The organism is Pseudoalteromonas sp. 19-MNA-CIBAN-0066 (assembly GCF_040308705.1).
Taxonomy (GTDB): domain Bacteria; phylum Pseudomonadota; class Gammaproteobacteria; order Enterobacterales; family Alteromonadaceae; genus Pseudoalteromonas; species Pseudoalteromonas nigrifaciens.
This window is the reverse complement of record NZ_JBEONZ010000002.1, coordinates 241,317-266,154: the sequence shown is the minus strand read 5'-3', so window position 1 is coordinate 266,154 and position 24,838 is coordinate 241,317. Positions and strand designations below refer to the sequence as shown.

Sequence of the window (24,838 nt, the reverse complement as noted above, 5' to 3'; positions counted from 1 at the left end):
AGACTAATATAATTAATTACGACACTGGGTAACATCCAGGGTTAGAACAACAAATGAGGTATTGCATGAGCGAAGAGCATGACAAATATAGTATTGATAGTACGGACTATACCGTAGGTCAAGACAACGTACAAAAATGGGGGTTAGATATACATAACTCTGTTTTCGGCATAAGTGCTGGTCTGATTGTCATCTTTTTGATCGCTATTTTAGTTACCGATCCACAAACAGCTAAGTCTGCACTTGATAGTATAAAAACAGATATTATTAATAACTTTGATGCCTTATTTATGTGGGCTGCTAACTTTTTCGTTATTTTTTGTTTAGCACTTATTGTATCGCCTTACGGTAAAATACGTTTAGGGGGAGATGATGCAGTACCTACTCACTCTCGCCTTTCATGGTTAGCTATGTTATTTGCTGCAGGTATGGGTATTGGCTTAATGTTTTGGGGTGTTGCAGAACCGCTTGCTTATTATACTGGCTGGTTTGAAACACCTTTAAATGTAGCTCCTAATACACCAGAGGCTGCAAAACTAGCAATGGGCGCAACTATGTTCCATTGGGGTCTACATCCGTGGGCTATTTATGCAGTTGTCGCACTTTCACTTGCATTCTTTACTTATAACAAAGGCTTACCACTGTCTATCCGTTCTATTTTTTATCCTATTTTAGGTGATAGAGCGTGGGGATGGCCTGGCCACCTTATCGACATTTTAGCTGTGCTTGCAACACTCTTTGGTCTTGCAACTTCACTAGGGCTAGGAGCACAACAAGCCTCTGCAGGTATAGATCATGTATTTGGTACCTCTGGTGGTGTTGGTTCACAAATTTTAGTTATTATTGGGGTTTCACTTTTAGCTATTATTTCGGTAGTTAGAGGGATTGATGGCGGAGTAAAAGTACTTAGTAATGCCAATATGTTAATTGCCTTGGTTTTACTTGTGTTTGTATTTTTAGTTGGCTTTGCTGTTGCTATAGGTAATGTTCCTACTACCATAATGGGCTATGTAGAAAATATTATTCCCTTAAGTAATCCTCATGGTCGTGAAGATGAAACTTGGATGCATGGCTGGACTGTATCGTACTGGGCATGGTGGATTTCCTGGTCACCGTTTGTAGGTATGTTTATTGCGCGTGTTTCTCGTGGTCGTACTATACGTGAATTTTTAATTGCGGTATTACTAGTGCCTACTGCTGTTACTATTTTATGGATGTCTATATACGGCGGTATTGCTATTGATCAGGTGGTTAATAATGTAGGTGAGCTAGGTACTAACGGCCTTACTGAAGTACCACTTGCTATGTTCCAAATGTTTGATGCATTACCTTTGTCTAACATTTTATCGTTTGTAGCGATTATTTTAGTATTGGTGTTTTTTATTACGTCATCGGATTCTGGTTCATTGGTAATTGATTCGATCACGGCTGGTGGCAAAATTGATGCACCTGTACCACAACGTATCTTTTGGGCTGTAACCCAAGGTGCGGTAGCTGCCGCACTACTTTGGATAGGTGGAACTGAAGCTATACAAGCGCTGCAAGCTGGCGCTATATCTGCCGGGTTACCTTTTACTATTGTATTGTTGTTTATGTGTTTAAGCTTACTGTTGGGCTTACGTACTGAGCCTCGTACTAAAAAGTAACCGTACTTACTACCCTTACTGGTAATTATAAAAAGTACTAATAAAAACGCCGCAAATTATGCGGCGTTTTTTATAGCTATAAAATAAAGTTTATATCCACAAATCATCTATCGGCGTATCTAAGCGATAATGATGACTCAGCTGTGCTTGTAACAACTCAGCTGTGGCTAATGCATCAGTTAGGGCATTATGGTTATTATAGGCAGGAAGTGAGTAGCGCTTACGACAATCATTTAATCGCAACGAGCCTATTTTAGAGTTAAATAACCGCCCTATTAAACCCTGGCGTGCTGTTAATGCTCTTTTTTCAATATCCATAGTATCAACTAACGCAAACTCTATGCCTTCGTGCAGCCTAAGTAACAACGCATTATTTAAAAATGGCCGCTCAATTGCTGCATAATGTACCACCACGACTTTACCGCTTAGCGCGGCAAGCAAAGGCTCAATAATACGATTAAAGTCTGGTGCATCATCAACCTCTGAGTGCGTAATACCATGAATGATTATTGATTCTTCATGTAAGTTTCTGCGCGGTTGTACTACCCAATGGCGGCTGTGCTTGCAGTATATTCGCTGTAAGTTAAAAGGCACTAAACCCACACTCACTATGTCATCTGCTTCGCTATCTAAGCCGGTGGTTTCAAAATCCATCGCTACAAATGGCACATCAGCTATTGCTGCAGCAGGCTGATTAAAAGCCGATGCATAAAATTGCTGTAACAATGCATTTTCACTGCTATTTGCTAATTGCTGATACCTAAGCGACCAGTCAACTATTGCTTGCTTTTGCTTGCTCATAGAAAAATCACTTCACATTTGTATTTGAAATAAAGCTAAATTTTAGATAGTTTTGCGCTTTTTCAAGAATCGCAAATGCCTCTTTTAAATTACGCTGCTCAAACGGTGAAAGTTGATGCGGATCTAAATTATTATCGGGCTCTTCACCTTGCTCTATTTGTAATGCTTGATGACGAATTCGCATCATAGCTATATACTCCAGCGCATCTCGTAAATCTTGTGCTTTACCCTCGGGTAAACTTTTTGCGGCAATTATATCCTCAAGGCGGTCAAACGAGTTTTGTTTGCGTGAACCAATCGCTAATGCATGCACCCGTATAACATCCGAAAGTGGTGCGGTACCACGGCGTTTTAAGTTCATTGAGTGCTTATGCTGGCCGTTATGCTCTAAAACAAAACCTTTGAAGAACCCAAGAGGCGGCGTTCGATTACGTGCATTAGCAGCCATATTTGCCAAAAACACCCTATTTGCTTTACTTTGTTTAGCAACAAAGACTTTGAGCTCATCGGCCCATTTTGTTTTACCCCAAACGCCGTCCAAATCAAAAAATATAGAGCTGTGTAATAACGTTTGTGGTTTTGGTTTTGCTATCCAATCTGCAAATTGCTCAAACCATTGAGAGCGAGTTTTACGCCACTTTTTAAATGACGCCATAATTTCGCCATCACAATAGGTGTAGCCGCATTGTGCTAAACCATCACAAACAAAATCAGCAATGTTTTGAAAGTACTCGTTATGTAACTCATCGTTGTAACTGTCATCTAAAATAAGCGCATTATCTTGATCCGTTACTATCAGTTGCTCATCGCGCGCCATGGAGCCTAAAGCAATAAAACAATAAGGCACGGGAGCTGGCCCATACTTTTCTTCAGCTAATATTAATAACCTTTGCTTAAAAGTACGGCCAATCACTGCCATGGCTGTACCAACCATATGAGAGTTTGCATCTTCGTTAACCATACGCACAAATACATTAGGTAACTGGCGGGCATAATGGGTTAAGTCTTCCACTGATTGCTGAGCCAAAATACCACGCACTAATAACAAGCTACTTTGCGACTCGTAACGTAAAATATCAGACAGTGATATTACCCCAATCGGCCTGCGTTTTTGCACTACCGGCAAATGATGCAGGCTGTCTCTTAACATAGCTAATACAGCTTCGAAAACGTAGGCATTAGCATCTAAAATCACTAAGTTAGTAGACATAATATGCTGTGCTTGAGTGTCAAACGACAATCCTGGCGCAACCACTTTATTACGTAAATCTCGGTCGGTAATTATGCCAACTACTTGGCCATCATCCTCTTCCGGGTCGTCGTTAACGGGCTTATTTATATCTGTAACCAGTACTGATGAAACCGCTTCTTCACTCATTAATTTAGCAACATCTTGCACCGTAGAAGTGGTTAATACTGTCACTACATCGCGATGAATAAGCGACTTTACTTTTGCTGTCGTTAAATCGTTACTGTCGGCTTGCTCAACAATAGCTTGGTGCAAACGTACATTGCCATCGGTTTCAAAGTAATCAGCAAATGCATCAAACTCATCGCAATAACGATTAAACAGTTCAACATTAATGCAGTAAACCAATGTGTCTTCTAGTGCAGTAGCCGGAAAACGCACTTTGCGGTTCATCAATAGGCCCATTTGGCCAAATATTCCACCCACGGCTAAACGATTATAAAGCTCGCCATTACGGCGATACATTTCTACCGAGCCGCTTCTTATAACGTACAAGTCGGCAATATCTTGGCCTAACTGTAAAATCTCTGTTTGCGCTCTAAAGTATGCAACTTCAACTTGTTGCGCCAGCTCGTTAAGCGCTTTAATGGGTAAATCGTTAAAAGGGGGATGCTGTGCTAAAAACTGCGCTATTTCTATTTGTTCGGCTTGCATAGTTGCTTCCTACATAGCGATATTATGATGTGTTTTATACTAATTTAATGCAATTGGTATTACCTAAAGACTAACATTACCAATCTTAGGTTAAAACATATAGTGGATACAAAAAAAGAGTCAATAATGACTCTTTTTAAATTAATTTAATAAAATATTATTTACTACGTTGGGCTTGTTTTTTAGCGTTTTTAGCCTCTTTACGTTGCTGTAAGATAGCTTGTGCTTCATTACCAATGTGGCCTTCGCCACGCGCTTGTGCAAGCTCTATTTGCTTTTGTCGCTCAGCAAAACGTTCTCTCTGCTCATCGCTTACATTATCAATACAATGGTGACACGACACGCCTTCCATATATTCAGCTTTTAACTTTTCGTCTTCGGTGATTGGCATACGACACGCATGACATTGGTCATACGAGCCTTTTTGTAAGTCGTGATTAACCGCTACACGATTATCAAATACAAAACATTCGCCTTCCCACATGGTTTCATCTTTTGGTACTTCTTCAAGGTATTTTAAAATACCGCCTTCAAGATGGTACACTTCATCAAAGCCTTGCTCTTTCATATACGCTGTTGATTTTTCACAGCGGATACCGCCAGTACAAAACATAGCTACTTTTTTATGCTTGCTTGGATCAAGGTTTTCTTTAGCCCACTGCGGAAATTCACGGAATGTTTTGGTGTTAGGATCAACTGCGTTTTGGAAGGTACCTATTTCAATTTCGTAATCGTTGCGGGTATCTATAAGTATCACTTCTGGGTCTGAAATTAATGCGTTCCATTCATTTGGCTTAACATAACTACCCACTACTTTTAGCGGATCGATGCCCTCAACCCCCATAGTCACAATTTCTTTTTTTAGTTTTACTTTGGTGCGGTAAAATGGGCATTCGTCATCGTAAGATTCTTTAGTAACAATGTTATTAAGGCTTGGCTGTTGTTCAAGCCATTTAAGAAGATTATCTATGCCAGCACGTTTAGCTGAAACCGTACCATTAATACCCTCAGAGGCGATTAGTAAAGTACCGCGAACTTCATTTGCCTCCATTACATCTAGTAATGGTTTTCTAAGCGCTTCAAACTCAGGTAATGCTACAAATTTATACAGTGCACACACTATAAAGTGCTCGCTGGTTAAATTGTCTTTATGAACAGCCGTCATATTTTTTCCTATTTTGCTTTTTAATATATACCGAATCGTAAATCCGGCGCATCTTGGGCGCGTATTTTACGCTTTTTGTGATTAAATGCAAAAATTAGCCTTATAATTTGCATTTTACTGTTAGCCATACGCCTCTGTGGGCTATAATGCGCCGATAGAATTAAGATATAACTTGCTCATTTTGGAGAAACACACCTTGCACTTTACTGATCTTGGGATTGATAATCGCCTTGAAACACAACTAGCACATCAAGGGATCACCCAGCCTACCGACATTCAAGCACATGCAGTGCCTACAGCACTTGCAGGGCATGACATTTTCGCCCAGTCTAAAACAGGGTCAGGCAAAACCTTGGCGTTTTTATTACCCGCTGTTCAACGAGTAATGAAACAAAAAGCACTCAGTAAACGCGATCCTCGGGTACTTATTGTTGCTCCAACACGTGAGCTTGCTACGCAAGTATTTACACAACTGCGTTTATTAATCGCAGGTACAAACATTAAAGCCGTAAAAATACTCGGCGGCGAAAATTTTAATGACCAAATTAAAGCGCTTAGAAACGATCCGCAGTTTGTAGTTGCAACACCAGGTCGTCTAGCCGATCACCTTACAAAGCGTACGTTACAATTGAGCGGTCTTGAGCTACTTATTTTTGATGAAGCAGACCGTATCCTAGATTTAGGCTTTACCGAACAACTTAAAATGATTAATGACTTGGCCGATCATCGCCTGCGCCAAACATTATTGTTTTCGGCTACACTAGATCATGCACAAGTAGATGCACTATCACGCAACTTATTAAAAAAGCCTAAGCAAATAATGCTCAGCGCTGCAAACGAGCAACACTCAGATATTAAACAAAGCTTATATCTTGCTGATCATCTTGATCATAAAGAAGCCTTACTTGAGCACTTTTTGAATCAAGACGATGTTGGCCAATGTATTATATTTACAGCTACCCGTGCAGATACCAGCCGTTTGAGCGAAGCGCTTTGCGCTAGAGGTTTTAAAGCACAGCCATTAGCAGGTGATTTAGCACAAAATAAGCGTCTCGATATTATGGATGCATTTAGCCGCGAAAACTTCAAAATATTAATAACCACAGATGTTGCGTCACGTGGCTTAGATTTACTCAGTGTTACCCATGTTATAAATTTTGATTTACCTAAACACGCTGAAGAATATGTTCACCGAATTGGGCGTACAGGTCGAGCTGGTTTTAAAGGCAGCGCACTGTCGTTAGTAGGCCCTAAAGATTGGCCAAGTTATTTAGCAATTAAAGCATTCTTAAATGATGAATTAAAGTTTGATAGCGTTGATGGTTTAAAAGCTAAATTTAAAGGGATTAAAGAAAAGAAACCAGTTGCAGTTTTAGCCACAGAAAAAACAGTAGCAGCTAAAAAGCCAGTGTTTAAACGCAAAGCTAAGCCTAAAAAACCATCAGCTCCCATTAAAGCCCCTATTAATATTGATGGCGATACTCCTATGCGCCGCAGAAAAAAGCCTGAACAGGAATAATTATGAGTTACCTTGGAACCACACAAACCTTATTTGTAAAAGAAGTTAGTAACGAAGGTGCTTACCTAGACGGCCACGATTTAGGCGAAGTATTTTTACCAAAACAAGAAATAAAACATGAGCTTGAAGCTGGTGATAGTATTAGCGTATTTATATTTTTAGATAATGCTAATTTACCTACAGCAACAATTAAAAAGCCTCATGCACAAGTAGGTGAATATGCCCTACTGCGTGTTAAAGAAATTAATAGTATTGGTGCCTTTTTAGATTGGGGCTTAGAAAAAGATGTACTAGCGCCGTTTAATGAGCAAAAACCGCGTATGCAAGAAGGTCATTCGTATTTAGTGCGTTTGTACCTAGACAATGCCAGTAAGCGTATTTGTGCATCAAATAACTTTAATCGTTTTTTATCTAAAGATGAGCCGCAATACACCCATTTACAAGAAGTCGATTTGATCATAGCGGGTAAAACTGACATTGGTTACAAAGTCCTTATTGAAGAATCTCACTTTGGTGTTATTTTTTACAATATGGTATTTAAAAGCTTATTTGTAGGTCAAAAACTAAAAGGCTTTATTCAAAAAGTACGTGAAGATGGCAAAATTGACGTTGTATTAGAAAAACCAGGTATGGCTAAAGTTAGTAATCTTGGCGATGTTATAATGGAAAAGCTAAAAGAGGAAGGTGGCGTTATTGCTTTAGGTGATAAGTCTGATCCTGAAACAATTAAGAAAATATTTTCGACCAGTAAAGCTAATTATAAAAAGGCAATTGGTGGATTATTTAAACTAGGATTAATAGAAATTGAAGCGAAATCCATTCGCTTAAAATAACAATTTATTATTATGCGTTGAGTGTAGCCTAAGTGCTGCACTTAGCGCTTATAACTAACCTTTCACTACCCAATAATATATTTATACGGCAAAGTACATTGTGTATATTGCTTAGCGTAATTGAGCACTTCTTCTTTATTTTGCAAATTTAATGGCGCTAAACGAAATACTTTATCTTCACAATCTCGTTTAAGGCTATCATGGCTATCTACACATTCGTGTGAAGTTACATGCTGTTGACTTAATCTATCCTCATTTTTATAACAAAGGTGATAAGCGTAATTTTGCATTGTTTGTTTAAACTCGAATATATTTACGGGATATATAGCAACAATATCCGTAACTGTCGTTACTCCATCATACACTTTACTAGAAAAAACATATTTGTTTACTGAAAATCCAGCAACAATAATCACTATAGAACCTAACATTAGTCTCAAAATAAAACCCTTACTGCATTTTGATTTTATTAATGTAACATAAAACAAACATCTCGCAAGGGTTCTGGCAACAAAGTCTGAACTTTTGTTAAATTATCCTATAGATTTATTAACATCTGCCAAAACAGCAACAGGATTGTCTGCTTGAGTAATTGGACGTCCGATCACCAAGTAATCGCTGCCTGCATCTATAGCTTGTTTAGGAGTCATAATGCGTTTTTGATCGCCAGCATCACTCCCTACTGGGCGAATACCAGGCGTTACTAGCTTAAAGCCTGCGCCTAACTCTGCTTTTAATTGTTGTGCTTCTTGAGCAGAGCAAACAACACCATCAAGTCCTGCTTCTTTTGCCAGCTTCGCTAAATAAATAACTTGCTCTTGTGGTGTTTTTTCTACGCCTAAACGCTTTAACTCTGTCTCATCCATACTCGTTAGCACGGTAACAGCAATTAATAATGGGGCTTTATCGCCAAATGGAGCTAGTGCTTGTTTAGCTTTGCTCATCATCTCAAAGCCACCACTTGCATGCACATTAACCATCCATACACCCATTTTTGCCGCCGCAGTCACTGCTTTTGCCACTGTGTTAGGAATATCATGAAATTTTAAATCTAAAAACACATCAAAACCTAAATCAATTAACTCTTTTACAAATGCAGGGCCAAAGTAAGTAAACATTTCTTTACCTACTTTAAGGCGACATGAATCGGGTGATAGCTGTTTTACAAAGTCTAAAGCGGCTTGCTGATCATCGTAATCGAGTGCAATAAGAATTTTTTTTGATTTTTCGAAAGGCATAACTATCCTACTTTATAGCGAAAGTGTTATTTGAAAACTAAAAGATTAAAATCCGTCTAAGCCCTTGCTTGGTACAGTAGTTTCCCAATGCTTACAAGAAGGACAATTCCAATAAATTGTATAACTAGTAAAGCCACAATGCTGACATTGAAAGTCTGGTTTGGTGGCAATATAAGAAGTGACCAGTTTATCTATTTGGTCGAGCACCTCTTTAGTATTTTTATCTTGAGCGCCCATTAGTTGTAATAAAAAACTAAACCCGCGTATGGTTGGTTGGCGCTTTAAGCTATCAGTTAAAAACTCAAAAGCTTGCTCTGTATTACCTTGCTCTAACAAAGCTTGGCAATGTTGTATTTTTATTAGCACGCCACCTTTGTCGAGTAACTCACTGATCAGCTGATGAAATTGATGAGTTAAATTTAGATGCTTATAACAATGTGCTAATTTATCGACAAATAAAGGAGCAAAAAATGTAAATTGGCAAATTAATTCGCGCCAATAGTAAATTGCCTTTACGTAGTCTTCTTTAGTATATGCAGACAAACCAAGTTCATATAAAGGACGTATCGCTTTATGATTCAAACTAATGGCTTTGCGCATTAATGAGGGGTTATTATCACTTAACGCCAGCTCACAGTAAAAGTTAGCTATGGCTTTAAAGTGTTGTTCTTTTGAAAATAATTCACTATGCGCTTCAAACATATTAATCCCTTTTTGCCACTCTCGGGTTTGCGAATATAGAGTGATAATAGGATCTAATGCTTCACTGTGGTCCATTTTAACAAGCCAAACTAAATGCTCTTCGGCACTATCTAATAGCCCAGCCATAACATAATCTTCTGCTAATTCTAAACGACTAGCAGCAGCTTGTTGCTCATTAAGGCTTGGGTGTTTTAAAAGGAGTTCGTGAATTTTTATTGCGCGGTCTAGCTCGCCTCTGCGGCGAAACATAGTTGCAAGCGTTGAATAATGTTCAACCGAGTCAGCTGCAACTTCTAGTAAATTAATTAAATGTTCAAGGCCTTGATCTTCTTCCCTGTCGAGTAAAAACTTTAAGCCTTTACTATATTCAGAGGTGATCTGCCGATTAAATTGATGAGCTTGATTTTTAGCACTGTTTTTTCCCATTATCCAGCCGTAACCGGCAGCCACAGGAAGTAGTAAAAATAACAGCTCAATCATAATTATGAGTCTTTATCAGCAGCAGGCTTTTTTTTATTTTGTTCAGGTGCTAACTGTTTTTTTAAACGATAATTTTGCCACTTAAGTTGTGAAAACAATTTAAAGCTTACAAAACAACCAATTACAACACCTAATAAAAAGCAAATACTTATTATAACGGCTAAAGGCAATGTATTGCTGGCTATAATATAGTTTATTTGTACTAATTGTGGATTTTGAGAACCCAATACAAATGCACTGATCAAGCAAAGTGCAACCAGAATAATTTTTAATACCTTAAACAAGTACCCTACTCCAATAAGTTAACTAGGCAATGCTCTCGTTTACACGATCACGTAATTCTTTACCTGGTTTAAAATGTGGTACATGTTTACCATCTAGCTCTACTGTTTCGCCAGTCTTAGGGTTACGACCGGTACGTGGAGCGCGATAATGCAAAGAAAAACTACCAAAACCTCTGATCTCAATACGATCTGAAGAAGATAATGAGCCGGCCATTTGTTCAAGAATTTCTTTTACTGCATTTTCAACATCTTTCACTGGAACGTGTGCGTGTTGCTGTGCAAGTGTTTCTATCAGTTCTGACTTAGTCATAGCATTTCCTTAAAAGAAATAATGGAAGGGCATAAACTGCCCTTCCAATTAAAGACTGATTAATTAGTCTTTTTGTGCATTTGCGAAAGCAGCAGCCATTGCGTTTTCAAACACTGGCTCGTCTTTCTTAAGCTTTTCTATTACTTCTTTCTCTTCAGCTTCGAAAAGAGCTTTAACAGATAAGCTTAAAGTGCGGTTCTTGCGATCAACACCAACATATTTAACTTCAATTTCGTCGCCTACAGAAACAACAGTAGTTGCATCTTCAACGCGCTCTTGAGCGATATCAGCTACACGGATGTAACCTTCAACGCCTTCGATAAGTTCAATAGTTGCGCCTTTAGCATCAACTTCAGTCACTTTACCTTTAACAATAGCACCTTTTTTGTTTGCATCAAGGTAGTTATTGAATGGGTCAGCTTCGATTTGCTTAACACCTAGAGAGATACGTTCGCGCTCTGGGTCAACTTGCAATACGATAGCAGTGATTTCGTCGCCTTTCTTGAATTCACGTACAGCGTCTTCGCCAGGTGTATTCCAAGAAATGTCTGAAAGGTGTACAAGACCATCAATACCACCGTCAAGACCGATAAAGATACCGAAGTCAGTGATTGATTTGATCTTACCAGTAACTTGGTCGCCTTTGTTTTGTAGACGAGCAAATTCCTGCCAAGGATTAGCAATACATTGCTTAAGACCAAGAGAAATACGACGACGTTCTTCGTCGATTTCAAGAACCATAACTTCAACGCTGTCGCCAAGGCTAACAACTTTTGAAGGATGGATGTTCTTGTTAGTCCAATCCATTTCAGAAACGTGAACTAAACCTTCAACGCCTTCTTCGATTTCCACGAAACAGCCGTAATCTGTAAGGTTAGTAACACGACCAGAAAGTTTAGAACCTTCTGGGTAACGACCAGCGATAGCTGCCCATGGATCTTCGCCAAGCTGTTTAAGGCCTAGAGATACACGAGTTTTATCTTTGTCGAATTTAAGAACTTTAACTGCGATTTCGTCGCCAACATTAACGATTTCTGAAGGGTGCTTAACACGCTTCCACGCCATATCAGTAATGTGTAGTAGACCATCAACACCACCAAGGTCAACGAATGCACCGTAGTCAGTAAGGTTCTTAACGATACCTTTAACTTCTTGGCCTTCAACAAGGTTAGCAAGAAGCTCTTCACGTTCTTGTGAGTTTTCAGATTCGATAACTGCACGACGTGAAACAACAACGTTGTTACGTTTTTGATCAAGCTTGATTACTTTAAATTCAAGCTCTTTGCCTTCAAGGTGAGTTGTGTCACGTACTGGACGAACATCAACAAGTGAACCAGGTAGGAAAGCACGGATTGAATCAACTTCAACTGTGAAACCGCCTTTAACTTTACCGTTGATAACACCAGTAACAGTTTCTTGCTCTTCACATGCTTTCTCAAGACGGATCCACGCTTCGTGACGCTTCGCTTTCTCACGAGAAAGGATAGTTTCACCGAAACCGTCTTCAATTGCATCTAGTGCAACATCTACTTCGTCGCCAACAGCAACTTCAAGTTCACCAGCAGCATTTTTGAACTGCTCAGCAGGGATAGCACTTTCTGATTTAAGACCAGCATCTACAAGTACAATGTTGTTCTCGATTGAGATTACTGTACCTTTAACGATAGAGCCTTGCTCTGCTTCAAAACCCTTTAAGCTTTCTTCAAATAACTGCGCAAAATTTTCTGACATACGAATATACGTCTCTATATATTATACCAATAAGCAACCATGCTGCATGGGGTTGTTAAAATAGCACTGGCATCCTGCTGGTGCATAAAATGTGTTTAGCTTCGTTTAGGAAGCCGACCTTCAGAGATAGCCGTATCCAATAAAGTTAATACCTTATCATATACTTGCTGTGCATTAAGCTCGCTAGTATCAAGCTCAATAGCATCCTCTGCAGGCACAAGTGGCGCAACGGCACGATTCATATCGCGATCATCACGCTCTTGAATGTCTTTTAATAGACCACTCAGTGTAACATTAAGACCGCGAGCATTCAACTCAACAAAACGTCGTTTGGCGCGTTCTTGTGCACTGGCGGTTAAAAATATTTTTAGCGGTGCATCTTTAAAAACCACAGTACCCATATCACGACCATCAGCAATTAGACCTCGTTCAGTTCTAAATGCGCGTTGGCGACGTAATAACGCTTCGCGTACGCGAGGTAGTGCTGCTACTTTTGATGCTGCAGCCCCTACTTCTTCGTTACGGATTGTGGTGGTTACATCCTCACCTTCTAAAACAACCTTTGCTGCATTAGTTTGACTATCTACCAAAAACTGTACATCTAAGTTAGCAGCTAAGGGAACTAATGCATCTTCGTTATCTAATGCGATTTGATGGTGAAGTGCCGCTAGAGATAAAACGCGGTAAATTGCGCCACTATCAAGTACATCCCATCCCAACTTTTCGGCTAACAAGCGACAAACAGTTCCCTTACCTGAACTACTTGGGCCATCTACGGTGATCACGGGCATTAATAACGCCTGCATTTAAACCTCCTACAATGCACACCTAAGTAAACCGCAATATTATACGTCAGTTATTTAAATAGATCGCTATTAGTGTGTAACTTTTTATTAATTAACATCAAAAACCTACTCACTAACTGATGCTAATACATTGAAAAATGTCGGAAATGTTTTATAAGTACACTTAGGATCATTAATCGTGATTGGCTTTCCACCTACGGCAACCATAGCAAAACACATGGCAATGCGATGGTCATCGTAAGTATCAATTGCTACATCGTTAAAGTGTTTCGGGGGAGTGATTTCTATAAAATCGTGCCCTTCTACAACTTCTGCGCCCACTTTTCTGAGCTCAGTTGCCATAGCGTGTAGTCGATCGGTTTCTTTTACGCGCCAATTATAAATATTACGAATAGCCGTTGGCCCTTTAGCGAATAGAGCCACAGTGGCTAATGTCATTGCTGCATCAGGTATGGCATTTGCGTCAATATCAACACCGTTTAATTGGCCTTTACGAACAACTAAACGCTCATCATACCAATCTATTTTAGCGCCCACTTGTTCCATTACTTTAGCAAAGCCAATATCGCCTTGCACCGATTTAGCACCGACACCTTTAATTTCAATTTCGCCACCGGCAATTGCAGCTGCAGCTACAAAGTAAGACGCAGAAGACGCATCGCCTTCAACCATAATACGTTCAAGTGACTGGTACTGTTGACCACCTTTTACGGTAAAAGTTGCATAATTACTATGCTCAACTTCTATTCCAAAGCGTGCCATTACATCAAGGGTAATATCAATGTAGGGTTTAGATACTAAAGTGCCTTTAATCGTTATTTTGGTATCACCATTAAACAGTGGTGCAGCCATTAGTAATGCAGTTAAAAATTGACTTGATATACTGCCGTCAATTGCAACTTCACCACCGTTAATTTGCCCACCTATAATTTTAAGCGGTGGGTAATCTTTATTTTTGCTGTAAGTAATATCACCGCCAAGTGCTTGCAGCGCATCGACTAAATGCCCTATTGGGCGCTCTTCCATGCGTGGCTCGCCAATCAGTTCGTACTCACCTGCAACCGCAGCAAGTACAGCGGTTAAAGGACGGTAAGCTGTGCCTGCATTACCTAAAAACAAAGGCTCTCTTGGGGTTTTAAATACCCCACCAACACCTTGTACTGTAGCAACTGTTCGCTCTTGGTTTAAACTAACGTTAACACCTAATAATTGTAACGCGCCCAACATATGGCGTATATCGTCGCTATCAAGTAAGTTTTCAACAACAGTAGTGCCATTTGCCAATGCCGCTAATAACAATATACGGTTTGATAAGCTTTTTGAACCCGGCAGAGTGACGCTGCCATTAACACACGAAATAGGTTCTAAGCGTAATTGTTCCATTAGCTATTTTCCTTTGCAAAAGCAGCCATAAAATCAACAAGCGCTTGCACGCCCTCAAGTGGCATTGCGTTGTAAATACTGGCGCGCATTCCACCTACAATTCTATGGCCTTCGAGTGCTAGCAAGCCCGCTTCGTTTGATTGAGCAACAAACTTACTGTTTAAGCTTTCATCATTTAACCAAAAAGGGACGTTCATACGCGAGCGACTATGCTTAGCTACTTTATTAGAATAAAAATCAGAATTATCGATAAAATTATAAAGTAGTTCAGCTTTTGCAATATTTTGTGCTTCCATGGCTTTTACACCACCATTTTGCTCAAGCCATTGGAATACTTCAGCCGCTAAATACCATGCAAATGTTGGTGGCGTATTAAACATACTGCCCTGCTTGGCCTCTAGTGCATAATCTAAAATACCTGGTTTAGGAAGCCCTTCACGTGCTAGTAATGTTTTACGTACGATAACGATTGCAATGCCCGAAGGACCTATATTTTTTTGTGCGCCAGCGTAAATTAAATCAAATTGATTAACGTCAATTTCACGCGATAAAATAGTTGACGACATATCTGCAATAATTGGCGCTGTTGGATGACTCGGTACATCAAAAATCTCTAAGCCATCAACGGTTTCGTTAGGGCAATAGTGAATGTACGACGCATCTGCTGGCAACTGCCAGTCTGCCACTGCTTTAATCGAAAATTGACCATCGGTATCGTTACGAACATCGATAGCAGTAGTTTGGGTAAACTTATTTGCTTCATCCGTTGCACTTTTTGACCATACGCCGTTTTCGCAGTAAACCGCTGATTTATTTTCCTGATGTAAATTTAATGGCACAGCACTAAATTGACCGCGACCGCCACCATGCATAAACAGCACTTCAAATTCATCGCTAATATTCATTAAACGACGCAGGCTCGCTTCACATTTTTTAGTGAGCGCTAAAAACTCTTTACTACGGTGACTCATTTCCATCACCGATACACCCAAACCTTGCCAATCTATAAATTCTTGTTGTGCTTTTTTCATTACTGCTGGCGGTAACATGGCCGGCCCCGCACAAAAATTATACTTACTCATTACCTTTTCCTCATTCCAGTAATTAAAAAATTAAACACCCGATTACCATTCAATCAGGTTATACACATTAAATTAAAGCTGTGATCATTAAGTGGGCTATAGCCTCACTCATAGTATTAAAGCCTTCATTACCTATAAAGCTGCATTAATGCAGCAAACAGAGCAATATAAAACAATTACTGAGAACAACTATATATATAAATTAACGTCTTGCAATTGAGTCTTTTTGCTATTGTAAAAATTATTTTATTGCGCAGTATTATTAATATTAATTTTATTCAACACCATTAAAAAAAGCGGCCAAGGCCGCTTTTTTAATCTCAATTATTCTGAAGGAGGATTATCATCCGCTACTTCATCAATAACCGTATCAACTGTTTCGACGTCTTCGATATCAATTAAGTCACTTTCGGTAACTTCAATCTCTTCTATACGTTGTAAACCAACTACTTGCTCTTCGTCAATAGTTCTGATCAAAATAACACCTTGCGTGTTACGTCCAACCGTAGAAACTTCATTAACGCGAGTTCGTACTAAGGTCCCACGATTTGAAATAATCATTATTTCATCGTTATCGTCAACTTGTACAGCACCTACAACCGCACCATTACGCTCACTTACTTTAATAGACACTACACCTTGAGTCGCACGACTCTTCGCTGGGTAGTCTTCAAGTAAAGTACGTTTACCGTAGCCGTTTTCAGTCACGGTTAAAATAGCACCATCTGTTTTAGGCACAATTAACGATACTACGCGTTGTCCTTCAGGCATTTTAATACCACGAACACCTGTAGCTGTACGGCCCATAGGACGAACACCTTTGAAGCGAATCTCAGGGTTACCTTCTTCGTCTAGTACTGGGTTACCGTTTTCATCAACAACCGTTGTTTCTTCTGCTTCTTTAAAGCGTACTACTTTACCTGCATCGGTAAACAACATAATTTCGTTGCTGCCATCGGTAACATCAACACCAATTAGGCTATCGCCTTCATTTAGGTTAACCGCAATAATACCGCTTGCACGTTGACGACTGTATGCCGTTAGTGGTGTTTTCTTCACTGTACCAAATGCGGTTGCCATAAAGATGTATTTATCTTCTGCATACTCGCGTACTGGTAATATAGCGGTAATACGTTCATCTGCCTCAAGTGGTAATAAGTTAACAATTGGTTTGCCGCGCGCTGCACGACTTGCAAGTGGTAACTGATACACTTTAAGCCAATATAAACGACCAGCCGTTGAGAAACACAATATAGTATCGTGCGTATTAGCAACTAATAAACGTTCAATGAAATCTTCATCTTTCATCTTCGTTGCCGATTTACCTTTACCACCACGACGCTGCGCTTCGTAATCAGACAGAGCCTGATACTTAACATAACCTTCGTGAGAAAGCGTTACTACTACGTTTTCTTCGGTAATTAAATCTTCAAGGCTGATATCGTGTGCTGCGGCATTTATTTCAGTACGACGCTCATCACCATATTGCGCTTTAATTTCAACTAACTCATCGCGAATAACTTCCATTAAACGCTCTGGTGTTGCCAAAATATGTAAAAGCTCAGCAATTAAATCTAATAACGATTGGTATTCAGTTAGAATCTTTTCGTGTTCTAAACCCGTTAGCTTATGTAAGCGTAAATCTAGGATTGCTTGAGCTTGTTGCTCAGAAATAAAGTATTGACCATCGCGAATACCTAACTCAGCAGCTAACCAATCTGGGCGGGCAACGTTGTCTTCGCCTGCTTTATCAAGCATGGCTTTTACGTTACCTAATTCCCACGAACGCGCTGTTAAAGCAACTTTTGCTTCAGCAGGTGTTGGTGAATTACGAATAAGCTCAATAATTGGGTCGATGTTTGCCAGTGCAATTGCTAAACCTTCTAGCATATGTGCACGGTCACGCGCTTTGCGTAAATCAAAAACAGTACGACGAGTTACTACTTCACGGCGATGAATAATAAACTCTTCAAGCATTTCTTTTAAATTAAAGCACTTAGGCTGGTTGTTAATTAACGCAACCATATTCATACCAAACACAGTTTGTAACTGCGTTTGCGCATATAAATTATTTAAAATAACTTCGCCTACGTCACCACGTTTAATCTCAATAACGATACGCATACCGTCTTTATCTGATTCATCACGTAGCGCACTAATACCTTCAATTTTTTTATCTTTAACCAGCTCGGCAATTTTTTCAATTAGGCGCGCTTTGTTAACTTGATAAGGTATTTCGTGAACAATGATAGTTTCACGATGCGTTTTTTCATCTACTTCTATTTCAGCGCGGGCACGCATGTACACTTTACCACGGCCAGTTAAATAGGCTTGCTCTATGCCTTTTTTACCGTTGATAATTGCAGCAGTTGGAAAATCTGGGCCCGGGATATAATCCATTAACTCTAAAATAGATAATTCAGGGTTTTGAATGAGTGCTAAACAGCCATTTACCACTTCAGTTAAGTTATGAGGTGGAATGTTTGTTGCCATACCTACCGCAATACCCGATGAACCGTTTACTAATAAGTTAGGAACTCTGGTTGGTAAAACGTCAGGGATTTGCTCAGTGCCGTCGTAGTTAGGAACGAAATCAACCGTTTCTTTTTCAAGATCGGCTAATAATTCATGCGACATTTTTGCCATACGTACTTCTGTATAACGCATTGCCGCTGCTGAATCACCATCAACCGAACCGAAGTTACCTTGACCATCTACTAGCATATAACGCAGTGAGAATGGCTGTGCCATACGTACTATAGTGTCGTAAACAGCACTATCGCCGTGTGGGTGGTATTTACCGATTACGTCACCGACAACACGTGCCGATTTTTTGTAAGGCTTGTTCCAATCATTACTAAGCTCGTTCATTGCAAACAAAACGCGGCGGTGAACAGGTTTTAAGCCATCACGCACGTCTGGTAATGCACGTCCTACAATTACGCTCATTGCGTAATCTAAGTAGGAGTTTTTTAACTCGTCTTCAATATTGACTGGCAGAATGCCATGGGCGAGATCAGTCATTGATATCACATTCCTTCAGTATCAGCTCTTAAACACCCACTATTAGGTATCAAGAGAATTTGTTATTATTGCTAAAGAAACATGCTACCACAATTTATTTAGATTTACAGGCGCAAAACTTTGCGATTTACCAATTTAGCCCTATATAATGCCCCCAGATTGACGAGGAAGTATTTTATGACCGAACATCAAAATGTAGATCACGCAGAAATTGCAAAATTTGAGGCCATCGCAGAGCGGTGGTGGGATTTAGACGGGGAATTTAAACCGCTTCACGAAATAAACCCCTTACGTTTAGACTTTATAGCCAATAAAACTGGCGGTCTATTTGACAAAGAAACACTAGACGTAGGTTGTGGCGGCGGTATTTTAAGCCAAAGCATGGCGCGCATGGGGGCAAAGGTAACCGGCATAGATATGGGCCAAGAGCCTTTAACTGTTGCCAAATTACACAGCCTAGAGACAGGCGTACATGTAGAGTATATTAAAGTACCTGCTGAACAATATGCATCCGAGCACCCTGCTCGCTTTGATGTAGTAACCTGTATGGAAATGCTGGAGCATGTACCCGATCCGGCTTCTATTATTCATGCTGTTGCAGAGCTTGCAAAACCCGGTGCTGATGTGTTTTTTTCAACACTTAATAAAACCCCTAAAGCCTATTTATACGCCATTATTGGTGCAGAAAAGCTATTAAAAATGGTGCCTGAAGGCACTCACGATCATAAAAAGTTTATTAAACCAGCACAGTTAATTGCCTGGGCTGAACAAGCGGGTTTAAAAGTGCGCGCCAGTGCTGGGTTATCTTATAATCCATTATCTAAGCAGTACTCGCTTAATACCGACGTAAGCGTAAATTATATTCTGCATTTTGAGAAGTTAGCGTAATGGTCAGCTCTCAATCAACGTCACCTACTATAGAGTACGATGCTTTTTTATTTGACTTAGATGGCACTTTACTCGATACCGCTGATGACTTAGGTGCAGCTTTAAATACCGTACTGCGTTCGCAGCAATTAGATACAGTAAGTCGTGAGGTATATCGCGCTGCTGCATCTAATGGCGCAGCAGCCTTGTTAGAGGTCGGTTTTAAAGATAAATGGGGTGAGCAACCGCAAGCACAACTCGTTAAGCAATTAATTGATGCCTACGCGGCTAATATAGCCAAACACACCACGTGCTTTGCTGGTATTGAGCCACTACTTATCGAACTGGAGCGAAAAAACATCAAATGGGGGATCATGACTAACAAACCCGGATTTTTAACCGCCCCTTTAGTAGCCGCGATCCCTGCTTTAAAAAATGCCTGCGTGGTTATCAGTGGCGATACTTTAGCTGAAGCTAAACCTTCGCCTTTACCTTTACTACATTGTGCCAAGCTAATGGGCGTTGCACCAAATCGTTGCTTGTACATTGGCGATGCTTTGCGTGACATTCAAGCAGGTAAAGCGGCAGGTATGCACACCGCAACCGCACTTTGGGGTTACGTGCCTAACTTAACCGAAGTTTTGAGCTGGCAGGCCGATTTTAATTGGCAAAGCCCTATTGAAGGTTTTAACCATATATAGTGCTATGTTAATTATTAAACACTATATATTGTGATTGTGTTAGTTTTCACACAAAGCCTGCTGATAAAAAAAGCAGTCAAAATATATTTTTAAAAAGCGTAAATTTAGTAGATCCTTAGTTGATTTTTGTAAATTTCAACTTAACCGAATGTTCGAAGGTTAATGCTTACTAACACAAATGTGTTATCCCGACGTTATCCACAATTAGGGGCAATTCTGTCCCTTGCAAAACAACGCGGACCACACTATCTTGTGATCTCTAATTTGAACAACACCAGATATTGTGGCTAAATGTTATTCAATAAAATCGCCTGAATTGGTGTAAACAATAATAAATGAATAGATACTCTGTTATTTTGGAGTATTAATCATTGGTCAAAATACTTAATTTCCAAGGAATACAGGCAAAACTATGAACCAACAGTTATCTGTAAGCAAACGTGACGGCCGTAAAGAGCCACTTGATCTTGACAAGATCCATCGCGTTATTGAATGGGCCGCCGAAGGGTTAAATAACGTTTCGGTTTCGCAAGTTGAATTAAAATCACACATTCAATTTTACGACGGTATTCGTACTAAAGATATTCACGAAACCATCATTAAAGCTGCAGCCGATCAGATTTCAAAAGAATCTCCTGATTATCAGTATTTGTCAGCACGTTTAGCTGTATTCCATTTACGTAAAAAAGCGTATGGCCAATTTGAGCCACCACGTTTATTTGATCATGTAACAAAAATGGTTGGCGACAAACGCTACGACGCTCACCTACTGGTAGATTACACCGAGCAAGAGCTTGACGAATTAGACGAATACCTAGATCACAGCCGTGACCTTAACTTTAGTTATGCTGCGGTTAAACAGCTTGAAGGTAAATACTTAGTTCAAAACCGTGTAACCGGTGAGATTTATGAAAGCGCGCAGTTTTTATATATTTTAGTCGCTGCTAGCTTATTTGCTGACTACCCTCGCGATACACGTATTGCGTATATAAAACGTTTTTACGATGCGATTTCATTGTTTAAAATTTCACTGCCTACGCCAATTATGGCAGGTGTTCGTACGCCAACACGCCAGTTTAGCTCGTGTGTATTAATAGAGTGTGGCGACAGCCTTGATTCAATTAACGCCACCTCGTCTGCAATTGTTAAATACGTATCGCAACGTGCCGGCATTGGCATTAACGCAGGTCGCATTCGTGCACTGGGTAGCCATATTCGCAATGGCGAAGCGTACCATACGGGTTGTATTCCTTTTTATAAGCACTTTCAAACAGCGGTTAAAAGCTGTTCGCAAGGCGGTGTACGTGGCGGCGCAGCAACCTTGTTCTACCCGCTTTGGCATTTAGAAGTAGAAAACCTGTTAGTACTTAAAAATAACCGCGGGGTTGATGACAACCGCGTGCGTCATTTAGATTACGGCGTACAGTTTAATAAACTAATGTACTCGCGTTTAATTAAAGACGACTACATTACCTTGTTTAGCCCCTCTGATGTGCCAGGCCTTTACGATGCATTTTTTGAAGACCAAGACGAGTTTGACGCGCTTTATGTAAAATACGAACAAGACGAATCAATTCGTAAAAAACGCATTAAAGCTATTGAACTGTTCTCAATGTTTGCGCAAGAACGTGCAAGTACCGGTCGTATTTACTTACAAAACGTTGACCACTGTAATACGCACAGCCCGTTCATTGCTAAAGTGGCACCTATTCGCCAATCTAATTTATGTTTAGAAATTGCATTACCAACTAAGCCGTTGGATAACGTAAACGACGAAGAAGGCGAAATTGCGCTATGTACACTCTCTGCATTTAACTTAGGGGCTATTGAGTCACTAGATGAACTTGAAGAATTGGCTGAGCTTGCTGTACGCGCTTTAGATAACTTACTTGATTTTCAAGACTACCCAGTACCGGCTGCAAAAAATGCCACTATGGGTCGTCGTACTCTAGGAATAGGCGTAATTAACTACGCATACTACCTAGCTAAAAACGGTAAGCGTTATTCAGATGGCAGCGCAAATGCACTAACGCACAAAACATTTGAAGCGATTCAATACTACTTAATGAAAGCATCAAACGAGCTTGCTAAAGAGCGTGGTGCATGTCCTAAGTTTAACGAAACAACCTACTCTCAAGGTATAATGCCAACAGATACGTACAAGCGAGATCTTGACAAAATTTGTGATGAGCCACTACACCTTGATTGGGATGCATTACGTGCCAGCATTAAAGAGCACGGTATGCGTAACTCAACAGTAAGTGCGCTAATGCCATCAGAAACATCGTCGCAAATTTCTAACGCAACAAACGGTATTGAGCCACCACGTGGTCATATTAGCGTTAAAGCAAGTAAAGACGGTATTTTAAAGCAAGTTGTACCTGAATATGAACGTTTAAAAGATAACTACGAGTTACTGTGGGATATTCCTTCAAACGATGGTTACTTACAACTTGTGGGTATAATGCAAAAATTTATTGACCAGTCTATTTCGGCCAATACAAATTATGATCCTGGTAAGTTTGAAGGCGGTCGCGTACCGATGAAAGTCTTATTAAAAGATTTGCTTAGCGCCTACAAACTGGGTGTTAAAACCTTGTACTATCACAATACCCGCGATGGTGCATCTGATGCACAAGAAGATACACCGGATCTTGAAGATGATGATTGCGCAGGCGGCGCGTGTAAAATTTAATTTTTGAGTTTTTATTTTAAGCGGGCACTAAGCCCGCTTTATTCTGATAGTTTTTTGAGTGATAAACATGTCTTATACTACCTTTAGTCGTAAACATAATAACCAAATGGAAGAGCCAATGTTTTTTGGCCAAACCGTTAACGTATCTCGTTATGATCAACAAAAATACCCTATTTTTGAAAAACTAATTGAAAAGCAGCTTTCGTTTTTTTGGCGCCCAGAAGAAGTAGACGTAAGCAAAGACCGCTTAGACTTTCAAGCATTACCTGATCATGAAAAGCATATATTTTTAAGTAACTTAAAATATCAAACATTGCTTGATAGCGTACAAGGGCGTTCACCAAACGTGGCCCTACTGCCTATTGTATCGCTACCAGAGTTAGAAACATGGATAGAAACGTGGGCGTTTAGTGAAACGATTCATAGCCGCTCGTACACGCATATTATTCGTAATGTTACCCAAGCACCTGAACTTATTTTTGATGACATAGTTAGCAATGACAAAATTAGTGAACGTGCCGATGCGGTAACAAAATACTACGATGATTTAATTAACTCAGTGTCGCTTTACAATTTATACGGTGAAGGCAAACATGAGATTAACGGTAAATCTGTTGTTGTTAATTTATTTGAGCTGAAAAAGAAACTTTACCTGGCAATGATGTCGGTAAATATTTTAGAAGCGATTCGTTTTTATGTCAGCTTTGCCTGCTCGTTTGCGTTTGCTGAGCGTGAATTGATGGAAGGTAACGCTAAAATAATCAAGCTTATTGCCCGCGATGAAGCGCTACATTTATCTGGCACTCAGCATATTTTAAATATTATGCAAGACGGTAAAGACGATCCAGAAATGGCGATTGTTGCCGCGCAGTGCCGCGACGAAGCAATTAAAATGTTTGTGGACGCTGCAGAGCAAGAAAAAGAATGGGCCGAGTACTTATTCAAAGATGGCTCAATGATTGGCTTAAATAAACACATTTTATGTCAGTACGTTGAATACATTACCAACGCTCGAATGACAGCCATTGGTTTTCCTGCACAGTTTAAAAACAACAGTAATCCTATCCCATGGATAAACTCTTGGTTGGTGTCAGATAACGTGCAAGTAGCACCACAAGAAGCTGAAATTAGCTCCTACCTTGTTGGTCAAATAGACTCGCAAGTTGATGCCTCTGAATTTGGTGACTTTGATTTATAATGACTGATCGACCTACTGCAAGCATTACGCTTGCAGATATCAGCCAGTGCATAGAATTTAGCACTGGCTGCCCTTCTGTTTTACACTGCCTAGAATCTCAACAGATAGAAGTGGCCTTTCAATGCCGCGAAGGCTATTGCGGTGCCTGCAGAGCGACTTTAGTGTCAGGTAAAGTTGATTATAATGAAGAGCCTCTAGCGTTTGTACGCGACGGCGAAATACTGTTGTGCTGCTGCAAACCTAATGGCGACATACATATTAAACTTTAACTTCAACTTCATTTAAACCAAACAGTCTAAAAATCACTCTCTAATCAGTTTTAAGTACTTTTAAACCACTTAGTTTAAAAGTACTTTTTAGCCCTTTATAAAAAGCATATTCATAAACTAAATTAATTAACCTTCATAAATTGTTAACAATCAAAGTCTTGCAGATTTCCCTGCTAATTAATTACTAAAATCGATAAGGTT

At 39.8% G+C, this 24,838-nt stretch carries 21 protein-coding genes; 8 read left to right on the top strand and 13 right to left on the bottom strand.

The annotated features are described in order from the left end of the window. Positions 1-65 precede the first annotated feature (65 nt). A complete protein-coding gene (locus AAEZ18_RS02615) occupies positions 66-1,646 on the top strand; it encodes a BCCT family transporter (protein WP_011328116.1) in 1,581 nt (526 codons plus the stop codon). Between the two features lie 90 nt (positions 1,647-1,736). Here AAEZ18_RS02615 and AAEZ18_RS02610 read toward each other — a convergent pair whose 3' ends face one another. From AAEZ18_RS02610 to trhO, 3 genes are all read right to left on the bottom strand, one after another. Then, complete coding sequence (locus AAEZ18_RS02610) at positions 1,737-2,447, bottom strand: 3'-5' exonuclease (protein ID WP_011328115.1); 711 nt, start codon at positions 2,445-2,447, stop codon at positions 1,737-1,739. 7 nt (positions 2,448-2,454) lie between these two features. Continuing rightward, entirely contained in the window at positions 2,455-4,350 is a 1,896-nt protein-coding gene (locus AAEZ18_RS02605) for a putative nucleotidyltransferase substrate binding domain-containing protein (RefSeq protein ID WP_011328114.1), read from the bottom strand. Positions 4,351-4,507: 157 nt separating this feature from the next. Continuing rightward, the gene (gene trhO, locus AAEZ18_RS02600; protein ID WP_011328113.1) at positions 4,508-5,515 is read right to left on the bottom strand and encodes an oxygen-dependent tRNA uridine(34) hydroxylase TrhO; all 1,008 of its coding nucleotides are present in this window, start codon (positions 5,513-5,515) and stop codon (positions 4,508-4,510) included. Between the two features lie 196 nt (positions 5,516-5,711). Here trhO and AAEZ18_RS02595 point away from each other — a divergent pair, with 196 nt between their 5' ends. Further along, positions 5,712-7,034, top strand: a complete 1,323-nt coding sequence (locus tag AAEZ18_RS02595; protein WP_350593760.1) for a DEAD/DEAH box helicase — start codon at positions 5,712-5,714, stop codon at positions 7,032-7,034. A 2-nt stretch (positions 7,035-7,036) separates the two neighbouring features. Then, positions 7,037-7,867: a CvfB family protein gene (locus AAEZ18_RS02590; RefSeq protein WP_058373336.1), complete on the top strand. Its 831-nt coding sequence runs from the start codon at positions 7,037-7,039 to the stop codon at positions 7,865-7,867. Positions 7,868-7,932: 65 nt separating this feature from the next. Here the strand turns inward: AAEZ18_RS02590 and AAEZ18_RS02585 are convergent, their stop codons facing one another. From AAEZ18_RS02585 to gyrA, 10 genes are all read right to left on the bottom strand, one after another. Beyond that, a complete protein-coding gene (locus AAEZ18_RS02585) occupies positions 7,933-8,307 on the bottom strand; it encodes a hypothetical protein (RefSeq protein WP_350593757.1) in 375 nt (124 codons plus the stop codon). 93 nt (positions 8,308-8,400) lie between these two features. Then, on the bottom strand, positions 8,401-9,105 hold the full coding sequence (gene pyrF, locus AAEZ18_RS02580) for an orotidine-5'-phosphate decarboxylase (protein WP_182677662.1): 705 nt from the start codon (positions 9,103-9,105) through the stop codon (positions 8,401-8,403). Positions 9,106-9,150: 45 nt separating this feature from the next. Next, entirely contained in the window at positions 9,151-10,287 is a 1,137-nt protein-coding gene (lapB, locus tag AAEZ18_RS02575) for a lipopolysaccharide assembly protein LapB (protein ID WP_086996072.1), read from the bottom strand. A 2-nt stretch (positions 10,288-10,289) separates the two neighbouring features. Further along, positions 10,290-10,571 (bottom strand): lipopolysaccharide assembly protein LapA domain-containing protein, encoded by a 282-nt coding sequence (locus AAEZ18_RS02570; protein ID WP_011328107.1) that lies wholly within the window; start codon positions 10,569-10,571, stop codon positions 10,290-10,292. Between the two features lie 22 nt (positions 10,572-10,593). Further along, positions 10,594-10,881, bottom strand: coding sequence for an integration host factor subunit beta (gene ihfB / locus AAEZ18_RS02565; RefSeq protein ID WP_011328106.1), 288 nt, complete (start codon positions 10,879-10,881; stop codon positions 10,594-10,596). Between the two features lie 63 nt (positions 10,882-10,944). Then, complete coding sequence (gene rpsA, locus AAEZ18_RS02560) at positions 10,945-12,612, bottom strand: 30S ribosomal protein S1 (RefSeq protein ID WP_011328105.1); 1,668 nt, start codon at positions 12,610-12,612, stop codon at positions 10,945-10,947. 95 nt (positions 12,613-12,707) lie between these two features. Continuing rightward, complete coding sequence (gene cmk / locus AAEZ18_RS02555) at positions 12,708-13,418, bottom strand: (d)CMP kinase (RefSeq protein ID WP_350593755.1); 711 nt, start codon at positions 13,416-13,418, stop codon at positions 12,708-12,710. Between the two features lie 105 nt (positions 13,419-13,523). Beyond that, complete coding sequence (gene aroA / locus AAEZ18_RS02550) at positions 13,524-14,801, bottom strand: 3-phosphoshikimate 1-carboxyvinyltransferase (protein WP_179806585.1); 1,278 nt, start codon at positions 14,799-14,801, stop codon at positions 13,524-13,526. Continuing rightward, a complete protein-coding gene (gene serC, locus AAEZ18_RS02545) occupies positions 14,801-15,883 on the bottom strand; it encodes a 3-phosphoserine/phosphohydroxythreonine transaminase (RefSeq protein ID WP_011328102.1) in 1,083 nt (360 codons plus the stop codon). The genes aroA and serC overlap by 1 nt, the downstream gene beginning before the upstream one ends. A 324-nt stretch (positions 15,884-16,207) precedes the next feature. Then, entirely contained in the window at positions 16,208-18,907 is a 2,700-nt protein-coding gene (gyrA, locus tag AAEZ18_RS02540; RefSeq protein WP_011328101.1) for a DNA topoisomerase (ATP-hydrolyzing) subunit A, read from the bottom strand. Positions 18,908-19,084: 177 nt separating this feature from the next. Between gyrA and ubiG the strand changes: the two genes are divergently transcribed. The 5 genes from ubiG to yfaE all read left to right on the top strand — a co-directional run bounded on the left by ubiG (position 19,085) and on the right by yfaE (position 24,637). Then, positions 19,085-19,795: a bifunctional 2-polyprenyl-6-hydroxyphenol methylase/3-demethylubiquinol 3-O-methyltransferase UbiG gene (ubiG, locus tag AAEZ18_RS02535; RefSeq protein WP_086996055.1), complete on the top strand. Its 711-nt coding sequence runs from the start codon at positions 19,085-19,087 to the stop codon at positions 19,793-19,795. Further along, positions 19,795-20,475, top strand: a complete 681-nt coding sequence (locus tag AAEZ18_RS02530; RefSeq protein WP_179806586.1) for an HAD family hydrolase — start codon at positions 19,795-19,797, stop codon at positions 20,473-20,475. The genes ubiG and AAEZ18_RS02530 overlap by 1 nt, the downstream gene beginning before the upstream one ends. A 412-nt stretch (positions 20,476-20,887) precedes the next feature. Further along, the gene (gene nrdA, locus AAEZ18_RS02525) at positions 20,888-23,170 is read left to right on the top strand and encodes a class 1a ribonucleoside-diphosphate reductase subunit alpha (RefSeq protein WP_011328098.1); all 2,283 of its coding nucleotides are present in this window, start codon (positions 20,888-20,890) and stop codon (positions 23,168-23,170) included. Between the two features lie 67 nt (positions 23,171-23,237). Continuing rightward, positions 23,238-24,368, top strand: coding sequence for a class Ia ribonucleoside-diphosphate reductase subunit beta (nrdB, locus tag AAEZ18_RS02520; RefSeq protein WP_011328097.1), 1,131 nt, complete (start codon positions 23,238-23,240; stop codon positions 24,366-24,368). Continuing rightward, positions 24,368-24,637: a class I ribonucleotide reductase maintenance protein YfaE gene (gene yfaE / locus AAEZ18_RS02515; protein WP_350593753.1), complete on the top strand. Its 270-nt coding sequence runs from the start codon at positions 24,368-24,370 to the stop codon at positions 24,635-24,637. Before nrdB ends, yfaE begins: the two co-directional genes overlap by 1 nt. Positions 24,638-24,838: the final 201 nt, after the last annotated feature.